The 19386-nt window shown below is 33.0% G+C and carries 21 protein-coding genes; 12 read left to right on the top strand and 9 right to left on the bottom strand.

The genetic code is table 11. The features are described 5' to 3' along the window. The first annotated feature begins 100 nt into the window (after nucleotides 1-100). The 4 genes from EV144_RS17425 (at nucleotide 101) to EV144_RS17410 (ending at nucleotide 4980) form a co-directional block, all read left to right on the top strand. Nucleotides 101-1258, top strand: a complete 1158-nt coding sequence (locus EV144_RS17425; RefSeq protein WP_134150460.1) for a 5-(carboxyamino)imidazole ribonucleotide synthase — start codon at nucleotides 101-103, stop codon at nucleotides 1256-1258. A 297-nt stretch (nucleotides 1259-1555) separates the two neighbouring features. Next, nucleotides 1556-2041, top strand: coding sequence for a 5-(carboxyamino)imidazole ribonucleotide mutase (gene purE, locus EV144_RS17420; protein ID WP_134150459.1), 486 nt, complete (start codon nucleotides 1556-1558; stop codon nucleotides 2039-2041). A gap of 128 nt (nucleotides 2042-2169) precedes the next feature. Continuing rightward, nucleotides 2170-4197, top strand: a complete 2028-nt coding sequence (locus EV144_RS17415) for a M3 family metallopeptidase (protein WP_134150458.1) — start codon at nucleotides 2170-2172, stop codon at nucleotides 4195-4197. A gap of 123 nt (nucleotides 4198-4320) precedes the next feature. Continuing rightward, on the top strand, nucleotides 4321-4980 hold the full coding sequence (locus EV144_RS17410; protein ID WP_134150457.1) for a vancomycin high temperature exclusion protein: 660 nt from the start codon (nucleotides 4321-4323) through the stop codon (nucleotides 4978-4980). A gap of 24 nt (nucleotides 4981-5004) precedes the next feature. Here the strand turns inward: EV144_RS17410 and EV144_RS17405 are convergent, their stop codons facing one another. The 3 genes from EV144_RS17405 to EV144_RS17395 all read right to left on the bottom strand — a co-directional run bounded on the left by EV144_RS17405 (nucleotide 5005) and on the right by EV144_RS17395 (nucleotide 7068). Further along, nucleotides 5005-5355, bottom strand: a complete 351-nt coding sequence (locus EV144_RS17405) for a type II toxin-antitoxin system HicB family antitoxin (RefSeq protein ID WP_134150456.1) — start codon at nucleotides 5353-5355, stop codon at nucleotides 5005-5007. 1 nt (nucleotide 5356) lies between these two features. Further along, entirely contained in the window at nucleotides 5357-5599 is a 243-nt protein-coding gene (locus EV144_RS17400) for a type II toxin-antitoxin system HicA family toxin (RefSeq protein WP_134150455.1), read from the bottom strand. A gap of 206 nt (nucleotides 5600-5805) precedes the next feature. Further along, nucleotides 5806-7068 carry a cation:proton antiporter gene (locus tag EV144_RS17395; RefSeq protein WP_134150454.1) on the bottom strand — a complete coding sequence of 421 codons (1263 nt, stop codon included), beginning with the start codon at nucleotides 7066-7068 and terminating at the stop codon, nucleotides 5806-5808. A 137-nt stretch (nucleotides 7069-7205) separates the two neighbouring features. On the opposite strand from EV144_RS17395, the gene EV144_RS17390 reads away from it, so the two are divergent. The 7 genes from EV144_RS17390 (at nucleotide 7206) to EV144_RS17360 (ending at nucleotide 11029) form a co-directional block, all read left to right on the top strand. Continuing rightward, complete coding sequence (locus EV144_RS17390; protein WP_134150453.1) at nucleotides 7206-7709, top strand: GbsR/MarR family transcriptional regulator; 504 nt, start codon at nucleotides 7206-7208, stop codon at nucleotides 7707-7709. A 55-nt stretch (nucleotides 7710-7764) separates the two neighbouring features. After that, nucleotides 7765-8097, top strand: coding sequence for a hypothetical protein (locus tag EV144_RS17385; RefSeq protein ID WP_134150452.1), 333 nt, complete (start codon nucleotides 7765-7767; stop codon nucleotides 8095-8097). Between the two features lie 2 nt (nucleotides 8098-8099). Continuing rightward, nucleotides 8100-8825, top strand: a complete 726-nt coding sequence (locus tag EV144_RS17380; RefSeq protein WP_134150451.1) for a YqjF family protein — start codon at nucleotides 8100-8102, stop codon at nucleotides 8823-8825. Beyond that, entirely contained in the window at nucleotides 8809-9162 is a 354-nt protein-coding gene (locus tag EV144_RS17375; protein ID WP_317129086.1) for a hypothetical protein, read from the top strand. The genes EV144_RS17380 and EV144_RS17375 overlap by 17 nt, the downstream gene beginning before the upstream one ends. 18 nt (nucleotides 9163-9180) lie before the next feature. Further along, the gene (locus EV144_RS17370; RefSeq protein WP_134150450.1) at nucleotides 9181-9567 is read left to right on the top strand and encodes a hypothetical protein; all 387 of its coding nucleotides are present in this window, start codon (nucleotides 9181-9183) and stop codon (nucleotides 9565-9567) included. A gap of 89 nt (nucleotides 9568-9656) precedes the next feature. Further along, nucleotides 9657-10565, top strand: a complete 909-nt coding sequence (locus EV144_RS17365; protein WP_134150449.1) for a TIGR01777 family oxidoreductase — start codon at nucleotides 9657-9659, stop codon at nucleotides 10563-10565. After that, nucleotides 10562-11029 carry an SRPBCC family protein gene (locus tag EV144_RS17360; RefSeq protein ID WP_134150448.1) on the top strand — a complete coding sequence of 156 codons (468 nt, stop codon included), beginning with the start codon at nucleotides 10562-10564 and terminating at the stop codon, nucleotides 11027-11029. The genes EV144_RS17365 and EV144_RS17360 overlap by 4 nt, the downstream gene beginning before the upstream one ends. On the opposite strand, the gene EV144_RS17355 is transcribed toward EV144_RS17360, so the two are convergent. The 6 genes from EV144_RS17355 to EV144_RS17330 form a co-directional block, all read right to left on the bottom strand. Then, nucleotides 11019-12497 (bottom strand): hypothetical protein, encoded by a 1479-nt coding sequence (locus EV144_RS17355; protein WP_134150447.1) that lies wholly within the window; start codon nucleotides 12495-12497, stop codon nucleotides 11019-11021. The two genes, EV144_RS17360 and EV144_RS17355, sit on opposite strands and share 11 nt — an antisense overlap. Nucleotides 12498-12654: 157 nt before the next feature. Next, a complete protein-coding gene (locus EV144_RS17350) occupies nucleotides 12655-13068 on the bottom strand; it encodes a DUF1842 domain-containing protein (protein WP_134150446.1) in 414 nt (137 codons plus the stop codon). Nucleotides 13069-13409: 341 nt separating this feature from the next. Further along, entirely contained in the window at nucleotides 13410-13772 is a 363-nt protein-coding gene (locus EV144_RS17345; RefSeq protein ID WP_134150445.1) for a hypothetical protein, read from the bottom strand. A gap of 208 nt (nucleotides 13773-13980) precedes the next feature. Continuing rightward, nucleotides 13981-14451 carry a hypothetical protein gene (locus EV144_RS17340; protein WP_134150444.1) on the bottom strand — a complete coding sequence of 157 codons (471 nt, stop codon included), beginning with the start codon at nucleotides 14449-14451 and terminating at the stop codon, nucleotides 13981-13983. A 24-nt stretch (nucleotides 14452-14475) separates the two neighbouring features. Beyond that, on the bottom strand, nucleotides 14476-14892 hold the full coding sequence (locus tag EV144_RS17335; RefSeq protein ID WP_134150443.1) for a hypothetical protein: 417 nt from the start codon (nucleotides 14890-14892) through the stop codon (nucleotides 14476-14478). A gap of 485 nt (nucleotides 14893-15377) precedes the next feature. Beyond that, a complete protein-coding gene (locus tag EV144_RS17330; protein ID WP_134150442.1) occupies nucleotides 15378-16184 on the bottom strand; it encodes a hypothetical protein in 807 nt (268 codons plus the stop codon). A gap of 219 nt (nucleotides 16185-16403) precedes the next feature. On the opposite strand from EV144_RS17330, the gene gcvP reads away from it, so the two are divergent. Continuing rightward, nucleotides 16404-19253 (top strand): aminomethyl-transferring glycine dehydrogenase, encoded by a 2850-nt coding sequence (gene gcvP, locus EV144_RS17325; protein WP_134150441.1) that lies wholly within the window; start codon nucleotides 16404-16406, stop codon nucleotides 19251-19253. The last annotated feature ends 133 nt before the right edge of the window (nucleotides 19254-19386 follow it).

Here is a 19386-nt window from a genome sequence, read left to right as displayed (position 1 = left end):
GCAAACTTTAAAAAAATCTTTTTTAATCCTTTTAATCTGTGGCAGAAAAATTTTTAGGGTAAAAAAAGATTAAAAAGTATCTTTGCAAAAACACAACACAATGAATTATTTTTCTTCTGATTTTAAATTAGGAATATTAGGCGGCGGACAATTAGGTAAAATGCTATTGTCTGACACCAGAAAATTTGATATCCAAACATACGTTTTAGATCCGAGCGACGAAGCTCCGAGCAAAATTGCCTGCAATAAATTTTTTCAAGGTGATTTGATGGATTATGAAACGGTTTACAATTTTGGAAAACAAATTGATGTTTTAACTTTCGAAATTGAATTGGTAAATCTTGAAGCTTTAACGCAATTAGAAAATGAAGGCGTAAAAGTGTATCCTTCGCCAAAAACCTTAAAAGGAATTCAAAATAAAGGAGTTCAAAAAGATTTTTACACCCAAAGTAATATTCCGACAGCTGCATATTTACGATTTGACAGTCCCGAACATTTGCAAAAATCGGTTGGAAATAACGAAATAACAATTCCATTTGTATGGAAATGTACCGAATTTGGTTATGATGGAAATGGCGTAAAAGTCATTCGTCAGATTTCTGATATGGATGATCTTCCAAATGTAGAATGTATTGCAGAAACTATGATTCCGTTTAAAAACGAATTGGCTGTTATAGTTTGCCGTAATCCGTCTGGTGAAATCAAAACATATCCGGTTGTAGAAATGGAATTTCACCCAGAAGCCAACCAAGTAGAATACGTAATCTGTCCTGCAAGAATTGACGAAAAAGTAGCCGAAAAAGCCCGAGCAATTGCTTTGAATGTTTCTGAAAAATTCAATCATGTTGGTCTTTTAGCGGTAGAAATGTTCCAAACCAGTGATGATGAAGTTTTGGTAAATGAAGTAGCGCCGCGTCCGCACAATTCTGGACATTATTCAATCGAAGCAAGTTATACTTCACAATTCGAAAATCATTTACGTGCAATTTTAGATCTTCCGTTAGGAAATACAGAAAGCAAAGTTGCCGGAGTTATGGTAAATTTAGTGGGCGCCGAAGGATTTTCTGGCGATGTAGTTTACGAAAACATCGAAACCATTTTAGGATGGGACGGCGTTACACCACACATTTACGGTAAAAAACAAACTCGTCCATTTAGAAAAATGGGACACGTTACTATTGTAAATGAGGATATGCAAGAAGCAAGAAGAATTGCTGAGGAAGTTAAGAATACTATTAAAGTGATTAGCAATCAATAATTTGTTTTTTAATCAAAAATGGATTTTCTAGATATACTAATTAACTTTTTTAATGTAACAGACAATTCGAATCTGATTAAGATTAATTTTGAAAAATTCACTGATAAAAATGAATATTTCGGTGAGCGAATAAAAAGTTTTGTTTCGTTCACAATAATGATATTATGTATTATCGCATTAGTTTTTGGTATTGCATTTTTGATTTATAAATTATTAAAAGATATTTAAAACTACAGCGTTTTAGTTTCGGTTATAAAACCTGAAACTTAAAACTTGAAACAAAATAAACAACAAAAAATGAGCAAAGTAGCCATCATAATGGGAAGCATCTCAGACATGCCAGTCATGCAGGATGCCATCGATATATTAAAACAATTTAATGTAGAAGTAGAAGTAGATATTGTTTCGGCGCACAGAACGCCAGAAAAATTATTCGATTTCAGTAAAAATGCTCACACTCGCGGGATTTCGGTAATTATTGCCGGCGCTGGCGGTGCCGCACATTTACCTGGAATGGTTGCTTCTATGTCACCACTTCCTGTAATTGGAGTTCCTGTAAAATCAAGCAATTCGATTGATGGCTGGGATTCTGTTTTGTCAATTCTTCAAATGCCGGGCGGTGTTCCTGTTGCAACTGTTGCTTTGAACGGTGCAAAAAATGCGGGAATTTTAGCTGCGCAAATTATTGGAAGCCATGACAAAAAAGTTCTTGACACTATTATTGCTTATAAAGAAGAATTGAAAGCGGCGGTTAATAAAGCAGCTGAAGGTTTAAAGAAATAAACTTCCTTTTATAACGTTTTACATTCCTGCAAGGTTTCCAAAACCTTGTAGGTATACAACATTTAGATTTAAATACTTAAAATAAACCTACAAGGTTTTGGAAACCTTGCAGAATAAAAAACTATATCATGAGTATATTAACACAGTATTTTAATACCAAACATAATACAGCGCCTTTTTCGCAAATTAAAATCGAAGATTATTTTCCGGCTTTTCTGGAAGGAATTGCTTTGGCTAAAGCCGAAATTGATGCAATCGTAAACAATCCCGAAGCACCAACTTTTGAAAATACTATTGTAGCAATGGATTTTTCAGGTGATATTTTAGATCGTCTTTCTAGTGTTTTCTTCAATTTGAATTCCGCTGAAACGAATGACGAAATGCAGAAAATCGCTCAGGAAGTTTCGCCTTTATTAGCAGAATTTGGAAATGACATTACGCTGAATGCAGATTTATTTGCAAAAATAAAAGCCGTTTACAATCAAAAAGAAAGTTTAAATCTGAATCCGGAGCAAACTACACTTTTAGACAAAAAATATAAAAGTTTCTCTAGAAACGGAGCCAATTTAGCAGAAGACAAAAAAGACCGCTTACGCGAAATTGATAAAGAATTATCAAAATTGAGTTTGCAGTTTGGAGAAAATGTTTTGGCAGAAACCAATGCTTTTGAATTGCATTTAACTAATGAAAGTGATTTAGCTGGTTTGCCAGAAGGAACTATTGAAGCAGCGAGATTATTAGCCAAAAGTCAGGAAAAAGAAGGCTGGATTTTTACTTTAGATCATCCAAGTTATATTCCGTTTTTAACTTATGCTGATAACCGCGAACTGCGTAAAAAAATGGCAATTGCATTTGGCGCAAAAGCTTTTCAAAATAATGAATTTGACAATCAGGAAAATGTCTTAAAAATAGCTAAACTTCGTTTTGAAAGAGCCAATTTATTAGGTTATAAAACGCACGCACATTTTGTTTTGGAAGAAAGAATGGCCGAAAGTCCAGATAAAGTTTTTACATTCTTAAATGATTTATTGGCTAAAGCAAAACCTGCAGCTCAAAAGGAGTTTACAGAATTAACCGCTTTCGCGAAAAAACTAGACGGAATCGAACAATTGGAAAAATGGGACGGCGCTTATTATTCTGAAAAATTAAAACAACAGCTTTTTAATTTAGACGATGAAAAACTAAAACCTTATTTTCAGTTAGAAAAAGTTTTAGAGGGCGCTTTTACTGTTGCCAAAAAACTTTACGGTTTAACTTTTACAGAAGTTTTTGATATCGATAAATACCATGAAGAAGTTACTACTTATGAAGTAACAGATGCTGAAAATAATTTAGTTTCGATTTTCTACGCAGATTTCTTCCCAAGAAAAGGAAAAAGAAACGGCGCGTGGATGACTTCATTCAAACATCAATATAAAAAAGACGGCGTTAACGAAAGACCGCATATTTCGAACGTTTGTAATTTTACAAAACCAACAGAAACAAAACCTTCATTATTGACTTTTAATGAAGTAACGACTTTATTTCACGAATTTGGCCACGGCTTACACGGAATGTTAGCTAATACAACATATCCAAGTTTATCTGGAACTTCTGTTTTCTGGGATTTCGTAGAATTACCAAGTCAGATTATGGAAAACTGGTGTTACGAGCCAGAAGCTTTGGCTTTGTTTGCTAATCATTACGAAACGGGAGAAATTATTCCGATTGAATATGTGCAGAAAATTAAAGAAAGTGCAAGTTTCCAAGAAGGTTTAGCGACTTTACGTCAGTTGAGTTTTGGATTATTAGACATGGCTTGGCACGGACAAGATCCGACGAATATTACGGATCTAAAAGCTTTTGAAACCGAACAATTTGCCAATACACAATTGTATCCCGATGTAAAAGAAAACGCAATGAGCACGGCTTTTTCGCATATTTTTCAAGGTGGCTATTCTTCTGGATATTACAGCTACAAATGGGCAGAAGTTTTAGATGCCGATGCTTTTGAATATTTTCATGAAAAAGGAATTTTCAATAGTGAAGTAGCTTCAAAATTCAAAGAAAACGTACTTTCAAAAGGAGGAACAGAACATCCGATGATTTTATACAAACGTTTTAGAGGTCAGGAACCAAAACCTGAAGCTTTGTTGAAACGTGCAGGACTTCTATAATTGTAGATTTCTGATTTTAGATTTTAGATTAAACCGAAGTATTGCTACTTCGGTTTTTTTAATTTGACTTTTGGAGTAAATAAATTTATTTATCTTCGTTAGAAACCAACTCTTACAATATTCATGAAAAAATATTTTAAAATACTATTGTATCTTTCTATCGCAGGCTTGATCATGATTATTTCGGTAAATTATTATGTAAAATCGTCGACCAAAAAATACATTCATCACTCTTTGAAAAAATTTCCAAAAAATGATGTCGGAATTATTTTTGGCGCTGGAATTAACGGAAATCAGCCAAGTAAATATCTAAAAGACAGATTAGATGCTGGTATTTTATTGTATAAAGCAAAAAGAATAAATAAAATTTTACTGTCTGGCGATAACGGACGCGAGGAATATGATGAATTAACGGTAATGAAAAATTACTGTTATAGAAACGGCGTTGACACAACTCATATATTTATTGATTACGCAGGTTTCGACACTTACTCTACTATGTATAGAGCTAAATATATTTTTAAGATTAAGAAAGCAACTTTGATTTCGCAGGAATATCATTTGAACAGAGCACTTTATATTGGGAGAAGTTTGGGCATAAAATCGGCTGGATATTCAGCCAATAAAGGAGAGTACAAAGGTTATAAGTATGTTACGTTTAGAGAATATCTTTCTACATTCAAATCTTTCATTGATGTTTTTAGAAATCGGGAACCGCACTTTTTAGGAAATCCAATCAATATTGATGGTCCTTCTAATTATTCTAAAGAAGATAAGAGATAAGAGATAAATGATATTCTTTGTTCCTTAATTTAAAACTTCTTCATGTTTTATAATATAGGACAATGCTTCTTTTACAATTTCATTTAAATTCAATCCTTTTTTAGTGGCCAAAAGAGCTATTTTTTGATGTAATTCCTGAGATACTCTCACGTTAAAAGACCCCTTATAAATTTTATCTGGAGATTTATTTAATAATTTACAGGTTTCTAAATAATCGTCTACAGCTTCTTTAAAAGATTCTTCCAATTCTTTAACCGAAGAACCTTCAAATGTGACCAAATCGTTTACTCCCTGAATTTTTCCAAAGAAAATTTTATCATCTGCAGAAAATTCCAATGTTCCAACGTATCCGTTATATTCTAAATAGTTTTTCATATTATAATTTCAAATGTTCAATAATAATATCTAGCTGGTATATTTTCAAAACCTTTTGTGGATGTGGTTCATGCAAACTTATAATTTGTTTATCTTCATTAACGAATTTCCTTCTCGAACCACCAGTTTTTCCTTGTGAGATCTGTTTATAACCAAAATGATTTAGAATCTTCAGCATTTCATCCCAAGAAAAATCTTTTGGTTTTGATTTTAACTTTTCAATAAGCTTATCAATTTTACTCATACAAATTTATCATTAAATCTTTAATTTGCAACTATAATTTAGTTACAAACAAAACGTAAGATAAAATTAAGAAAAATCTTTCAAATAAATTTATATTTTAAAACTTCTATTTTGAAATTGTAACAAAAAAAAGACTTGCAATTTTCTTCACAAGTCTTTTATCGTTTTAAAAGAAATAGAAATCTTTATTCTATTTTCTATATTCTTTACTCTTTCTCCAAAACTTTATTAGCAACTTTTCCAACGGTTAAACCTTGCACGACAATTGAAAATAACACTACAATGTAAGTGATTTCAAGAAGCAGGTTTTTATATTCTCCGTCGGGAAGTGAAAGCACCAAAGCAATAGAAACTCCGCCACGAATGCCGCCCCAAACCAAAACGGTTAATGAGCCTTTGTTATACGCCGATTTAATTCCGAAAAACTTGAAGATGTCGAAGAATTTCCACGGTAAAACAATTGAAAATATTCGGGCAAATAATACGATCAAAATAGTCACCAAACCAATTACTAATTGTTTCTCCAGATTCGGCAGCAACAATAATTCGAAACCAATAAATAAGAACAAAATTGCATTTAGTATTTCATCAATAAGCTCCCAAAATTTTTCCAGATAATCTTTTGTTGTTTCGCTCATTGCAACTTTTTTGCCATAATTTCCGATAATTAATCCGGCAACAACCATTGCAAGCGGGCTGGAAACGTGTAAACTTTTGGCGATCAAAAAGCCACCCATAACAATTGAAAGCGTTATTAGAACCGAAACTTTATAATCGTCAATTTTCTTAAGCACTTTTGATGCAGTAAATCCTAAAACAGCTCCCAATAAAAGTCCGCCGATACCTTCTTTTGCAAAAAGCCATGCTATAGAACCCAAACTCATATCAAATGCTGGATCTGTAGCCATTTCCATAACTACGGCAAACATTACCACGGCTACTCCATCATTAAATAATGATTCTCCAACAATTTTGGTTTCGATTCTTTTTGGGACTTTAGCTTGTTTTAAAACGCCAAGAACTACAATTGGATCGGTTGGAGAAATTAATGTTCCGAAAACCAAGCAGAATAAATAAGGAATTTTTATCCCGAAAAATGGTGCAATATAAAAAAGAAGCATCGAAATAATTAAGGCTGAAAGCACTACAGAAACTGTAGAATAAATCATAATCGGCACTTTTTGTTCTTTTAAATCGGACATGTTTACGTGTAAAGCGCCGGCAAAAAGAAGAAAATTCAACATTGCTCCCATCAGAATTTCATTAAAGTCAAATTCTTTTATCAAAGCAAAAAAATGTCTTGTTGTTGCAGGAAAATAAGAATCCCCCAAAAGACGAATTCCGACAGAAACTAACATGGCGATAATCATGATTCCAATAGTTCCCGGAAGTTTTAAAAATCTTAAATTTAAATAGGCGAAGAAAGAAGCCAGCACGATTAGTACTGAAAAGGTGTAGTATAATTCCATAAAAGTGATTTTTACAAAAATAGCCGTATCATTAGTTAATCAAAAATTTAGGGACTTGAATTAACATAACTTTATTATCCTTAAAATAAGTTTCATTTATTTTTGAAAGTTTAAAAACTTTTATATACATTTGTACTATGGAATTCAAAGAAGCAAAAAATAAATTCGTTCAGACTTGGGGAGCATTAGGTTCTCAATGGGGCATTAATAAAACTATGGCACAGATTCATGCTTTATTAATGGTTTCTAACGAAGCGGTTTCTATGGAAGAAGTGATGGAAGAATTACAGATTTCGCGTGGAAATGCCAGTATGAATTTACGTGCTTTAATGGATTGGGGAATTGTTTATAAAGAATATAAAGCCGGAGAAAGGAGAGAGTTTTTTACTGCTGAAAAAGATTTGGACGAATTGGCTGTAAAAATTGCGAGAGAAAGAAGTAAGAGAGAAATTAAACCTGCTCTTAAAATCTTAAAAGAAGTTTCGTCGATTGAAGCAAAAGATTCTGCAGAAGAAAAACACTTTGTAGATCAAACTAATAAACTATATGATTTTGTTTTGAAAGCAGATAATATGTTAGATAAAATGACAGAGTTTAATGAAAACTGGTTAGGCCGTTTGGTCCTAAAAATCATGAAATAAAAAAATTTAATTAAAACTTTCATTATTTTCTGAAAGTTTAAAACAATCAATAACTATGAAAGCCTTAAAAAACATGAATACATTAGCTCTTGCCATTCCGTTTGCAATTGCAATAACATTTCCAATTTTTAAAGAAGGAGCTCTTATTTTTGCTTTACTATCTACTATGGTTACAGGCTTTATTCAGGTTTGTATTGGAATTAAAATGCTAATTGATAATCCTAAAGAAAAAAATATACAGTTCTACATTTCAGGAGTAATTGTGTTTTTTGGAGTATGGTTCGTAAATCATCTTATTGGTTATAATGACTTTTTAAATTACATATTACTTCCAATCCCTTTAATACTTGCCATTTATTTGAGTTTATTAATCTACAAAAAACAATAATCATGAGTTTCTTAAACGCACAATGGAAAAATTTAGCATTAATAAACTATGAAATTGATGCTCAAATTTTAGAGAAATATCTTCCTGCAGGAACAGAATTAGATATCTGGAATGGCAGATGTTATGTTAGTCTGGTTGGTTTTCTATTTAAAGAAACGAAAGTATTGGGAATAAAAATTCCGTTTCATGTTGATTTTGAAGAAGTCAATCTTAGGTTTTATGTAAAACGTTTTGAAAACGGAGAATGGAAACGCGGTGTTGTTTTTATTAAAGAAATTGTTCCGAAAAAAGCCATCACTTTTATAGCTAACAGTTTATATAATGAACATTATGAAACGCTAAAAATGAGACATAAAATCACTGAAAATGAAAACACAAAAACATTTAATTATCAGTGGAAAATCGACGGAAAATGGAATACGATTAAACTGGAAACGAAAAAAGAATTCAAAGAAATTGAAATTGATTCTGAAGCTGGATTTATAACAGAACATTATTTTGGGTATACAAAATATGACGAAAAAACCACTTTTGAATATGAAGTAAAACATCCGAGATGGCAGCAATTAGAAGTCAGCAATTATATGCTTAAAGTTGATTTTCTGAGAAATTATGGTGATGATTTCGCTGTTTTACAAAATGCAAAACCGGTTTCTGTTTTATTAGCGAAAGGATCTAAAATAAAAGTAGAAAACAAAAAAACGCTGCGTCATGAATATCAACCTTAACATCATCGGATATTTTATTTACCTGAGCATCACAATTTTCATCATTCTAAAAGTTGGAAAAATCTGTTATAAAAACGGAAATATTTATGTCGCAGCATTGATTCCGAATCATGCTGAAATCTGCCAAAAAATAAATCAGGTTTTGTTGATGGCGTATTATCTTTTAAATATTGGTTATTGCGCCGTGACTTTAATTTCCTGGCAAAAAATAACATCATCGACACAACTTATTGAAACGATTGGAATTAAAACTGCGATTATCATTTTCATTATTTCAATATTACATTATCTGAATATTATACTACTTACCAAATACATTCAAAAATTAATTAAATAACATTTAAATTTTAATATCATGGAAACTACAAAATTCTTAATCGGTTACGGTATTTATCTGCCAATTGCTTTATTTCTTACTTATTATGTTTCTAAAACGCTTTTTAAAAACGGAAAGATTTTTATGCTTGACATTTTTAAAGGAAGAGAAGAAATTGCAGAAGCGACCAATAAACTTTTTGAAACGGGCTTTTATTTATTGAATATTGGTTTTGCTCTAATGATCTTACAACTAAATTTATATGATAATACGTATCAGGAATTAATAGAAAAACTGAGTTATAAAATTGGCGGATTTTCTATTTATTTGGGAATAATGTTGTTCTTTAATTTATACTTTTTCTTTAGAGGAAAACGAAAAGCTAAAGAAGCTAGAATTGAAGAAAGATTGGTTTTTAAGGCTTAAAATTTTAAAATTTGCCACGAATTACACGAATTGATATTTAAAATTTAATAAAAAAATTTGTGTAATTCGCGGCTAAAAAAAAACGCATCATGAAAAAACTCATTATAGCTGCCGGAACAGGATTTTTAGGGCAGGTTCTTGTAGATCATTTCAAAGATAAATTTGATAAAATTGTAATTCTGACCAGAGGAAAATCTAAAATTGTTAACGGAATTAAATATGTAAACTGGAATGCTAAAAGTTTTTCTGGCTGGGAAAAGGAATTAGAAAACGCAGCGGTTTTGATAAATCTTGCCGGAAAATCTGTTGATTGCCGTTACACCCGAGAGAATAAAAGAGAAATTTTACTATCAAGAATAGAAAGTACGAAGATTTTGAACAAAGCGATTTTGGCTTGTAAAAATCCGCCAAAGCATTTTCTTAATTCATCAACCTCAACAATCTATAGATTTTCATTGGATAAAGAAATGGACGAGGAAAATGGCGAAATCGGAAATGATTTTTCTATGAATATTGCGCAGTCTTGGGAAAAAGCATTTTTTAAAACCGAAACTCCAAATACCTTAAAAACCGCTTTGAGAACTTCTATTGTTTTAGGAAAAAATGGCGGCGCTTTGATTCCGCTAAAGACTTTAGCAAAATTTGGTTTGGGCGGCAAACAAGGAAAAGGCAATCAATTTGTAAGCTGGATTCATGAATTGGATTTTGCGCGTGCAATTGATTTTATAATGGAGAAAGAAGTAACGGGAGTTGTAAATCTTGTTTCTCCGAAACCAATTCGTAATGAAAATTTTATGGCTTTACTAAGAAAAGAAGTTAGAGTACCTTTTGGAATTCCTATTAATACTTTTCTATTAAAAGTTGGATCTTTTTTTATTCGAACAGAAAGCGAATTAGTTTTGAAAAGTAGAAATGTGATTCCGAAACGGCTTTTAGAAAGTGGTTTTAAATTTGAATTTGATTCTTTAGAAAAAGCATTAAAAAATTTAATAAAATGACAACAATACATTTAGTCACCAAAATAAATGCTCCGAAACAAATTGTTTTTGATACTGCGAGAGATATCGATTTGCATCAAAAGTCTGTGGCAACATCAAACGAAAAGGCAATTGCAGGAATTACAACGGGTTTAATTAATGAAAATGAAACCGTAACCTGGCGCGGAAAACATTTCGGATTTTATCTAACGCACAAAAGCCGAATCATTAAAATGGATTTGTACGATTATTTTCTCGATGAAATGGAAGAAGGAAAGTTTAAATCTTTTAAACATCAGCATATTTTTAAAGAAATAAACGGAGTTACTATTATGACAGATTTGTTACAATATGAAACTCCGTTTGGGATCATTGGAAGATTATTTGATTTTTTTCTTTTAAAAAAACATATGACAAATTTCCTTTTACAGCGAAATAAAATTTTAACTGAAACCGCTGAGAAAGAATTTTCTCTTATTGATTAGCTTTATAGAATTCTTCAAACTGTTTGACTTTTTGTGCTTCGATTTCTTCAACACGTTTTGCGTTAGCATTATTTGCATTTTTAGCAGCAGTCAAATTTGTTTTTGGTTTGGTAAACATTAAATAATCTCCAAATATGTGACTTAAAAACAAAGGGGATTTTCCTGGTCTTTGGCTGTCAAAATTTGCCGATTGATGACAATCAAAACAACTCACCAAATTAGTATTATCAATATCGTGTATGTTATCTTTAAAAGTCTGCGTATAGGTTTCCATCGTAATGTTTGCTAAATTAACAGAACCTCTTGCCAATGAATCTGGCAATGCACTCGAAATATCTCTTGTAACAATTGCTTTTGCTTGATTTTCTGGAGAAACGCCATCAAAATTTAACCAAACAGAACCGTTGTAAAAATAATTTCTAAAGACATCTTTCAATTTAGACGCTACACATTTATTGATATTATCTATATTATTAAAATTAGCCGGCTCTGCCTGACTCGTTTTCGTAAAAGCATCCGTGTTTAAATTTTTTGGCACTCCATATTCATAAAGAATAAATGCTTTATTAGGCAGTACTGGTGAACTTGCTTTTCTAGGCCATGTAATTCCATCTACGCCAGAAGTGGTTCCTTTTTCGTAAAACAACATTTCGTTTGCAGCTGTTACTGAATTGTTTTTCTTATCGTAAAGAGGCGCCATATCTTTATGCTCAAAAGTGGCCCAGATAAATTCAGGATGATTTTTTACAACTCCTACCACATGCATTCCTAGTAGTGCCATGGTTTTCTTCACATATTGTCCTTTTTTGTTTTGAACTGCGGCAATAGTGGTAAAATAATCAGATTGTTGTTGTTTTGGAATTGCATCTAGGTTTATCCACGAAACTTTTAATTCAAATGCTCCAACTGGAAATGTCTCTAAATTTGCAACAGGTAATTTTCCGCTATTAATTAGCTTGGCCATTAAAACTGCTTTGTCTTTTAATAGATTGTTTACATGGATTGAATAATATACTGTATCGACAACATTATTATATTTTGCATTTGAGATCAAAACGCCTAAACGTCCTGCTTGGTTAAAAGAAGTTAAAGCCAGTTTTATGCCCAATTGCGGCGCAACATCTTCCATTTGTTCACTAACTAAATTCAGCGAATCTAAAAACAAAGGATTACCGCTTGGCATTGGTTTTGTAAGCCACAAGAATTTTTGCCATGACCATTGATGAAAGATACAATTGGTAGTACTGCTGGCATCAAAAGGGCTTCCGTCTCCTTCTGCCGGCGGTGGTGTTTGCTCGTGAGGGAACCAGCTGGCTTCGCAATTACACGAATCTGCTGCCACATTGCTGGTATATGCAGAGGGTATTATTTTTTTTACTATTTCAGATCTGTTATAATAAAGAAATAGTAATACACTGGTTATTATAACAATGCATAATAAACCAAAAACAATAGCTTTTTTTTTCATTTTTTTATTTTTTAGGTGATGAAGAATTACTTCTATCCATTTTATAGTTTTGGTAGATGAGGATTCAGAGATAACTTTAGCTGCAATAAAAAAGACCGTCTTAATCAGACGATCTTTTATATCAAAACTTTAAAGAACTTTTAGTTTAAGTTTTAGCTTATGCTAATTCTTCTTTTAATTGTTTGGCTGATGCCACTGGTACGTTTTCAATTTGGTGTTTGTAGTAAGAGAAACCACCTGTTCCGTTCCAAGCATTATCAATAGCTAAATGAGCATCAAAATCTGCTAAAAAAGCTCCAATTGCAGGAGGTGGAAAAGACTGAACGTATTGTCCGTGTAAGCTCACTAATTGTGTAACTTTTCCTAATCCAGATGCATATATTTTTCCTTTTACCTGAACAACGATGTGGCTGTCCGGACCATTTACGGCCTGAGTAATTACTACTGTACCTGTAACAGAATGTTGTGATGGTACAACTACTAAACTAAATTTTGCGATTGGAGCACCTGGTGTTCCAACTTTTCCAATTGTTCCTGTTGCTAAATAAGCACCTGCTAATAAATTTTCCATGGTTTATGTTTTTAAGGTTGTTTTTCTTACTCGTAAGGCTTTTCAGAAACCGCCTCGTTTTTTTAAGTGGTAGCTGCTCCACAGGATTGATTTATTTTTTTGAAATAGCATTATCGAATTTAAAATCAGATTAAAGAAACATTTACATGTTATTCTTTCTTCCTTTTTTCTATACCAAAACTATATCAGATATGGTATCCTAAATAAAAAAATGTCATGAGAGGACATTTTTTAGTTATGAGAGCAGTAAAAAATGACACGAGAAAAAAAGACCTGAATATTTTTGCTGTTAAGTCACCTAAATAAATTGAAATAGCAATTTGGCAGGATTGCCTGATGTCTTAACTTACATATGGAGTTGTGCAAATTGGCAATACAACTGTGCGACTTGTAGAACCGTTATTGTAACTAAAAGTGAGGTTACTAATTATATTTTTTAAAGTAATAGTGACTGCTACAACTCCTGTCCAGAGATCTAAATTATCATCGTATGGTAAAGGAGGAGCATTATAGGCAAATTCTACATTAATTAAAGTAATAGCAAGCTTGCCTTTAAACTGAGGATCAATAGGTAGTATACTCCAACAGACTTTAGTACCTGATGCAACATAAGTCTGCAGCTGAGAAGTACCTTCATTTTTTGAGTATTTATTTCTATTGTCAACCACAAAACATCCTTTTTCCGGACTATTAGTAGCCAACATATTAACATCAACCCATATCTGAATAAAAACAGTACAAGCTGAAGGTGGTATTAAAGACCTCGATATATTTATATAATCATTAATCACCTTATTAATTTATGGAGTTATAATTGAGAGTTTTGAGAAATTTGTAAATCCGATACTACTACTTATAAAAAAAGAGTACCTCCGAAGATATTGGAGGTACTGTTATTTAATTTACCGTTAACTATGCAGTACATGTTAAGAACGGATCCCACCAGTAATACTGTGTAGGTGCTCCACCAACAGATACTCCAATTTTAATTTGATACGTACACTGCCCTTGTATCATAGCAGTTCCTAACCATTGATATGAACCTGTTTGTTGTGGTGAAGGCCATCCCCAATTTCCGAAAATATTAGTTCCGTTAGAAATTTCAAGACCAACAATTTGAACAGTATCTCCTTGTTGACCTGCTGCATCAATAGGAAAAACATTAAATGCGATTCCAAAACCAGCAGTAACCTGTGAAGACAATTCAAGTCCGCCTTCTCCAGAACTTCCTCCTACTGCATTATTATCCATCATATAAATTCCTGTTCCTGCATATGGACCAGAAGTTTGGCTGTATAGATATACTGTATCTACAGCAATATTAATTACTCTCGCAGGAATTACGGAGCTTGCACTAAAAGCTAAATTTGTTTTATTATTCATGATTTTGTTTTTTAGGGTGATTATTTATGCAGAAACTGGTACAATTGTTACTGGCAGTGTTACGGTGATAGATTGACCACCTCCATTATAGCTAAATACTATATTAGAGTTAACATTACCTCCAACAGTAGATGTTGTAAGTTGTCCAGTAAACATATTTGAAGCTCCTGGAACTGGAGCCGGTGGTGTTGCCCAACCAGATTGAGCACCAACTTGTGTAATTGCAAAACTGCCATTGTATTGTGGATCAATTGGTAAAACTGACCAGCATACGTTACTTCCTGTAATTACTTGAGTTGTTAAATTAGCTGTCCCTTCTCCACTAGATTGTTGACTTTTATTGCTAACTGCATAACATCCAACAGTAGATCCTTGCTTTAGTGAATTGATATCTGCCCAAACTTGGACAAAAACCGTACATTGATTTGTAGGTATTGACATAATATTTAGTTTTTATTTTCCTTACTCATAAGGCTTTTCGGGTTTCGCCTCGTTTTTTTATGTGGGCTCTGAACTCCACTTATTTCAATGTATTTTTTACATTCGAAAATCTTAAGAGATTGTCTTTGTAGGTTACACAAAAACAAACTATACTCCTAAAAATCAAATTAATACATTAATAAAATAAATTTGCTAGCTTTTTTATTTTGTTCATCAAAGCTAAATCAGGTATGGAGATTTAAATAAAAAAATGTTATAAGAGAACCATATATCGTCATGAGAGAAGTAAAAGAATGCTATAAGATTATTAGCATATTTAGGAAAAACCCTAAATACGCAAATCAGATAAATAATCTAGCGTTAAAGTAAAAGCAGGTAAAAACTAAACGAAATATATAAATACAGCAATTGAGATCAGAAGCTGATCCAATAAGTAAAAGCCAATTGTATATAGCTCTGGAAGAAAAAACGAAGAAAATATTTTATTATAAATAAACAATCATAAGCCACCATAAGATTGGTACAGCTTCTACCCAAAAAGAAGTATAATATTTAGAACGATTTGGATTTGCAAAATAGATGAATGCCATTAATACAGTAACCATAATTAAATTTATAACAACATCACGAAAGCTAAAAGATAATATACCAACAATCCAAAACGGAATTAAAAGTAAGAACCCCAAAATTTTAGTTCGCTTTACGCCTATTGTTTGCGGAACGGTCTGCAAATGCGGATCGTCATTAGCTAAATCTAGAATTTCAAAAACCAAAATCAGTACGAAAACTAAAACAAAACGCTGAATGCATCTTATAAAAAAGTTAGCCGTAAAAGGAACCTCAGCATTTATTAAAGGTAAAACCAAAGTTGCCCCAACCCAGCAAATGGCAACTATATAAATTTTTACTCCAGCCCAGTTTCGGGCATTTCTTCTATTAGGAAAAAACGGAAGCGTATATAATGCCGTAACCGCAAAAATTCCAAAAGAAACAATTTGGGTAATTCGTTTTAATTGAAAGAAATAATAACCTACCAAAACAACCGAAATTATACTTAAAACAGCGATAATTTTTAATTGTGTGCTAATCGGATTTTTTTTGACCCGAACCAAAGCATCGTATTTAACAAAATTATACCCCACAATTGTTCCGAAGAAAACGAACAAAGCCATTGCTTCATCATATTCAATATTAAAAAAATGAAAGGTTACCCGAACCAGCGCATAACACGATAAAGCCACATGAATACTGCTATTTAGGTAAAAATCGAATATTTGTTTTAATAGTTTCATATCTCAAATCTAATCAATTAGTAACAAATCAACTCTTTAGTTATAAATTTGATAAAAATTGAAGTTAAAAATACCCATTAAATTATTAATAATACTTAATTTTGCGCCACAAAAAAACAACACATTTACTATAAAATGTAATAATCCTTGTGTAACATGCGGTTAAGTCCGAAAAAACACACTTTGAAAATTACCTGACCTAAAATTAGATAGCTACAAATGAGAACAGATGCTTTTGCTTTAAGACACATTGGCCCAAGAGAAACCGATCTTCCATACATGTTGAAGACCATTGGAGTTGACTCTATTGAACAACTGGTTTACGAAACACTTCCAGATGATATTCGTCTAAAAGCGCCTTTGAATTTAGATCCTGCAATGACAGAATTCGAGTTCGCAAATCATATTCGTGAATTAGGGAAGAAAAATAAAACATTTAAATCATACATTGGTTTGGGTTATCACCCAACTATCGTTCCGGCTCCAATTCAAAGAAATATTTTTGAAAATCCAGGATGGTACACTGCTTACACACCTTATCAGGCAGAAATTGCTCAAGGTCGTTTAGAAGCTATTTTGAATTTCCAAACTACAGTTATTGAATTATCTGGAATGGAAATCGCAAATGCTTCTTTATTAGATGAAGGAACTGCAGCTGCAGAAGCGATGGCGTTATTATTTGACGTTCGTACTCGTGATCAAAAGAAAAACAATACACACAAATTCTTCGTTTCTGAAGAAATTTTACCACAAACTTTATCTGTACTTCAAACACGTTCAACTCCAATCGGAATTGAATTAGTTGTTGGAAATCACGAAAACTTTGATTTTTCAAATGAGTTTTTCGGAGCGATTTTACAATATCCTGGAAAATACGGTCAGGTAAACGATTATAGCGCTTTTGTTGCTAAAGCAAAAGAAAACGAAATTAAAGTGGCTTTTGCTGCTGATATTTTATCATTAGCAACTTTAACTTCTCCAGGAGAAATGGGAGCCGCAGTTGTAGTGGGAACAACACAACGTTTTGGTGTTCCAATGGGTTATGGCGGACCTCACGCTGCATTTTTTGCAACTAAAGATGAATACAAAAGATCTATGCCAGGTCGTATCATCGGAGTTTCTATTGATGTAAACGGAAACCGCGCTTTGCGTATGGCTTTAGGAACTCGTGAGCAACACATCAAACGTGAAAAAGCTACTTCTAATATTTGTACGGCTCAGGTTTTACTAGCGGTTATGGCCGGAATGTACGCGGTTTACCACGGACCAAAAGGTTTAAAATATATTGCAAACAAAGTTCACGCATCTGCAGTTACAACTGCTGAAGCTTTAAATAAATTAGGAGTTTACCAAACCAACACCACTTACTTTGATACTATTTTAGTAAAAGCAGACGCTCAAAAAGTAAAAGCTGCTGCAGAGAAAAACAAAGTAAACTTCTTCTATCCTGATGCTGACAGCATTTCGATTTCATTCAACGAAACAACTTCTGTTGCAGACATCAATCAAATTATTGCCATTTTTGCTGAAGCTTTAGGAAAAGAAACTTTTACCGTTTCTGAATTATCTGCTGCGAGTCAATTACCGGCATCATTAGAAAGAACATCTTCTTTCTTAACACATGATGTTTTCAACAATCATCATTCAGAAAGTCAGTTGATGCGCTACATCAAAAAATTAGAGCGTAAAGATTTATCATTGAATCACTCGATGATTTCGTTAGGTTCTTGTACAATGAAATTGAACGCAGCTTCAGAAATGTTGCCTTTATCTATGCCAAACTGGAACAGCATTCACCCGTTTGCACCAGTTGATCAGGTTGAAGGTTACCTTACAATGCTTAAAAAATTAGAGCAGCAATTAAATGTAATTACTGGTTTTGCCGGAACAACTTTACAGCCAAACTCTGGAGCGCAAGGAGAATATGCCGGTTTAATGGCAATTCGTGCTTACCACATGTCAAGAAATGAAGGTCACCGTAATGTATGTTTGATTCCTTCATCGGCTCACGGAACAAATCCTGCTTCTGCAGCGATGGCCGGAATGAAAATTATTGTTACGAAAACGACTCCGGAAGGAAATATTGACGTAGAAGATTTAAGAGAAAAAGCAATTGAACACAAAGATGATTTATCTTGTTTAATGGTAACCTACCCTTCTACTCATGGAGTTTTCGAATCTTCAATTATTGAAATCACAAAATTAATCCACGATAACGGCGGATTAGTATATATGGACGGTGCCAACATGAACGCGCAGGTTGGATTAACAAACCCGGCTACAATTGGCGCTGACGTTTGTCACTTAAACTTACACAAAACTTTTGCTATTCCTCACGGTGGCGGCGGACCAGGAGTTGGACCAATTTGTGTGAACGAAAAATTAGTTCCGTTTTTACCAACAAACCCAATCTTGAATGTTGGTGGAGAACAAGCGATTACCGCTATTTCATCTGCACCTTACGGATCGGCTTTAGTTTGTTTAATTTCTTACGGTTACATCACAATGATGGGTGCTGAAGGATTAAAAAGTGCTACAGAACACGCGATTTTGAATGCTAACTATATGAAAGCACGTTTCGAAGGTCACTATCCAATTCTTTACACAGGGGAATGCGGAAGAGCGGCGCACGAAATGATTTTAGATTGCCGTTCATTCAAAGAAAACGGAATTGAAGTTGGTGATATCGCTAAACGTTTGATGGATTATGGTTTCCACGCTCCAACGGTTTCTTTCCCAGTTGCCGGAACTTTAATGATCGAACCTACAGAATCTGAAGATTTAGCAGAATTAGATCGTTTTTGTGATGCACTTATTTCAATCAGAAAAGAGATTGAAGCTGCAACAGCTGATGATAAAAACAATGTATTGAAAAATGCACCTCACACTTTAGCAATGTTAACTACAGACAATTGGGAATTCCCTTATTCGAGAGAAAAAGCGGCTTATCCATTAGATTATATTGCCGAAAATAAATTCTGGCCATCAGTTCGTCGTGTAGATGACGCATACGGTGACAGAAATTTAATTTGCAGCTGTGCACCTATCGAAGCTTACATGGAAAACTAAAATTTAGTTTTTACTTATATAAATACCCCGATCTGGAATTTCAGAATCGGGGTATTTTTTTTGTAAACTAAAATAAATCACAGTATTACTTAATAATGTTACATCTTTATCTCAAACGTTTGAAATCTCAGTT

The sequence above is a fragment of the Flavobacterium sp. 270 genome, from assembly GCF_004368785.1.
In the GTDB taxonomy this organism is placed as follows: domain Bacteria; phylum Bacteroidota; class Bacteroidia; order Flavobacteriales; family Flavobacteriaceae; genus Flavobacterium.
The sequence above is the reverse complement of the archived record's forward strand: the minus strand, read 5'-3'. Positions and strand labels throughout refer to the sequence as shown.

Excerpts from the sequence above, each read along its gene's own strand:
- EV144_RS17425 (WP_134150460.1), top strand. The coding sequence starts at position 101 with ATGAATTATTTTTCTTCTGATTTTAAATTAGGAATATTAGGCGGCGGA.
- purE (WP_134150459.1), top strand. The coding sequence starts at position 1,556 with ATGAGCAAAGTAGCCATCATAATGGGAAGCATCTCAGACATGCCAGTC.
- EV144_RS17415 (WP_134150458.1), top strand. The coding sequence starts at position 2,170 with ATGAGTATATTAACACAGTATTTTAATACCAAACATAATACAGCGCCT.
- EV144_RS17410 (WP_134150457.1), top strand. The coding sequence starts at position 4,321 with ATGAAAAAATATTTTAAAATACTATTGTATCTTTCTATCGCAGGCTTG.
- EV144_RS17405 (WP_134150456.1), bottom strand. The coding sequence starts at position 5,355 with ATGAAAAACTATTTAGAATATAACGGATACGTTGGAACATTGGAATTT.
- EV144_RS17400 (WP_134150455.1), bottom strand. The coding sequence starts at position 5,599 with ATGAGTAAAATTGATAAGCTTATTGAAAAGTTAAAATCAAAACCAAAA.
- EV144_RS17395 (WP_134150454.1), bottom strand. The coding sequence starts at position 7,068 with ATGGAATTATACTACACCTTTTCAGTACTAATCGTGCTGGCTTCTTTC.
- EV144_RS17390 (WP_134150453.1), top strand. The coding sequence starts at position 7,206 with ATGGAATTCAAAGAAGCAAAAAATAAATTCGTTCAGACTTGGGGAGCA.
- EV144_RS17385 (WP_134150452.1), top strand. The coding sequence starts at position 7,765 with ATGAAAGCCTTAAAAAACATGAATACATTAGCTCTTGCCATTCCGTTT.
- EV144_RS17380 (WP_134150451.1), top strand. The coding sequence starts at position 8,100 with ATGAGTTTCTTAAACGCACAATGGAAAAATTTAGCATTAATAAACTAT.
- EV144_RS17375 (WP_317129086.1), top strand. The coding sequence starts at position 8,809 with ATGAATATCAACCTTAACATCATCGGATATTTTATTTACCTGAGCATC.
- EV144_RS17370 (WP_134150450.1), top strand. The coding sequence starts at position 9,181 with ATGGAAACTACAAAATTCTTAATCGGTTACGGTATTTATCTGCCAATT.
- EV144_RS17365 (WP_134150449.1), top strand. The coding sequence starts at position 9,657 with ATGAAAAAACTCATTATAGCTGCCGGAACAGGATTTTTAGGGCAGGTT.
- EV144_RS17360 (WP_134150448.1), top strand. The coding sequence starts at position 10,562 with ATGACAACAATACATTTAGTCACCAAAATAAATGCTCCGAAACAAATT.
- EV144_RS17355 (WP_134150447.1), bottom strand. The coding sequence starts at position 12,497 with ATGAAAAAAAAAGCTATTGTTTTTGGTTTATTATGCATTGTTATAATA.
- EV144_RS17350 (WP_134150446.1), bottom strand. The coding sequence starts at position 13,068 with ATGGAAAATTTATTAGCAGGTGCTTATTTAGCAACAGGAACAATTGGA.
- EV144_RS17345 (WP_134150445.1), bottom strand. The coding sequence starts at position 13,772 with ATGTTGGCTACTAATAGTCCGGAAAAAGGATGTTTTGTGGTTGACAAT.
- EV144_RS17340 (WP_134150444.1), bottom strand. The coding sequence starts at position 14,451 with ATGAATAATAAAACAAATTTAGCTTTTAGTGCAAGCTCCGTAATTCCT.
- EV144_RS17335 (WP_134150443.1), bottom strand. The coding sequence starts at position 14,892 with ATGTCAATACCTACAAATCAATGTACGGTTTTTGTCCAAGTTTGGGCA.
- EV144_RS17330 (WP_134150442.1), bottom strand. The coding sequence starts at position 16,184 with ATGAAACTATTAAAACAAATATTCGATTTTTACCTAAATAGCAGTATT.
- gcvP (WP_134150441.1), top strand. The coding sequence starts at position 16,404 with ATGAGAACAGATGCTTTTGCTTTAAGACACATTGGCCCAAGAGAAACC.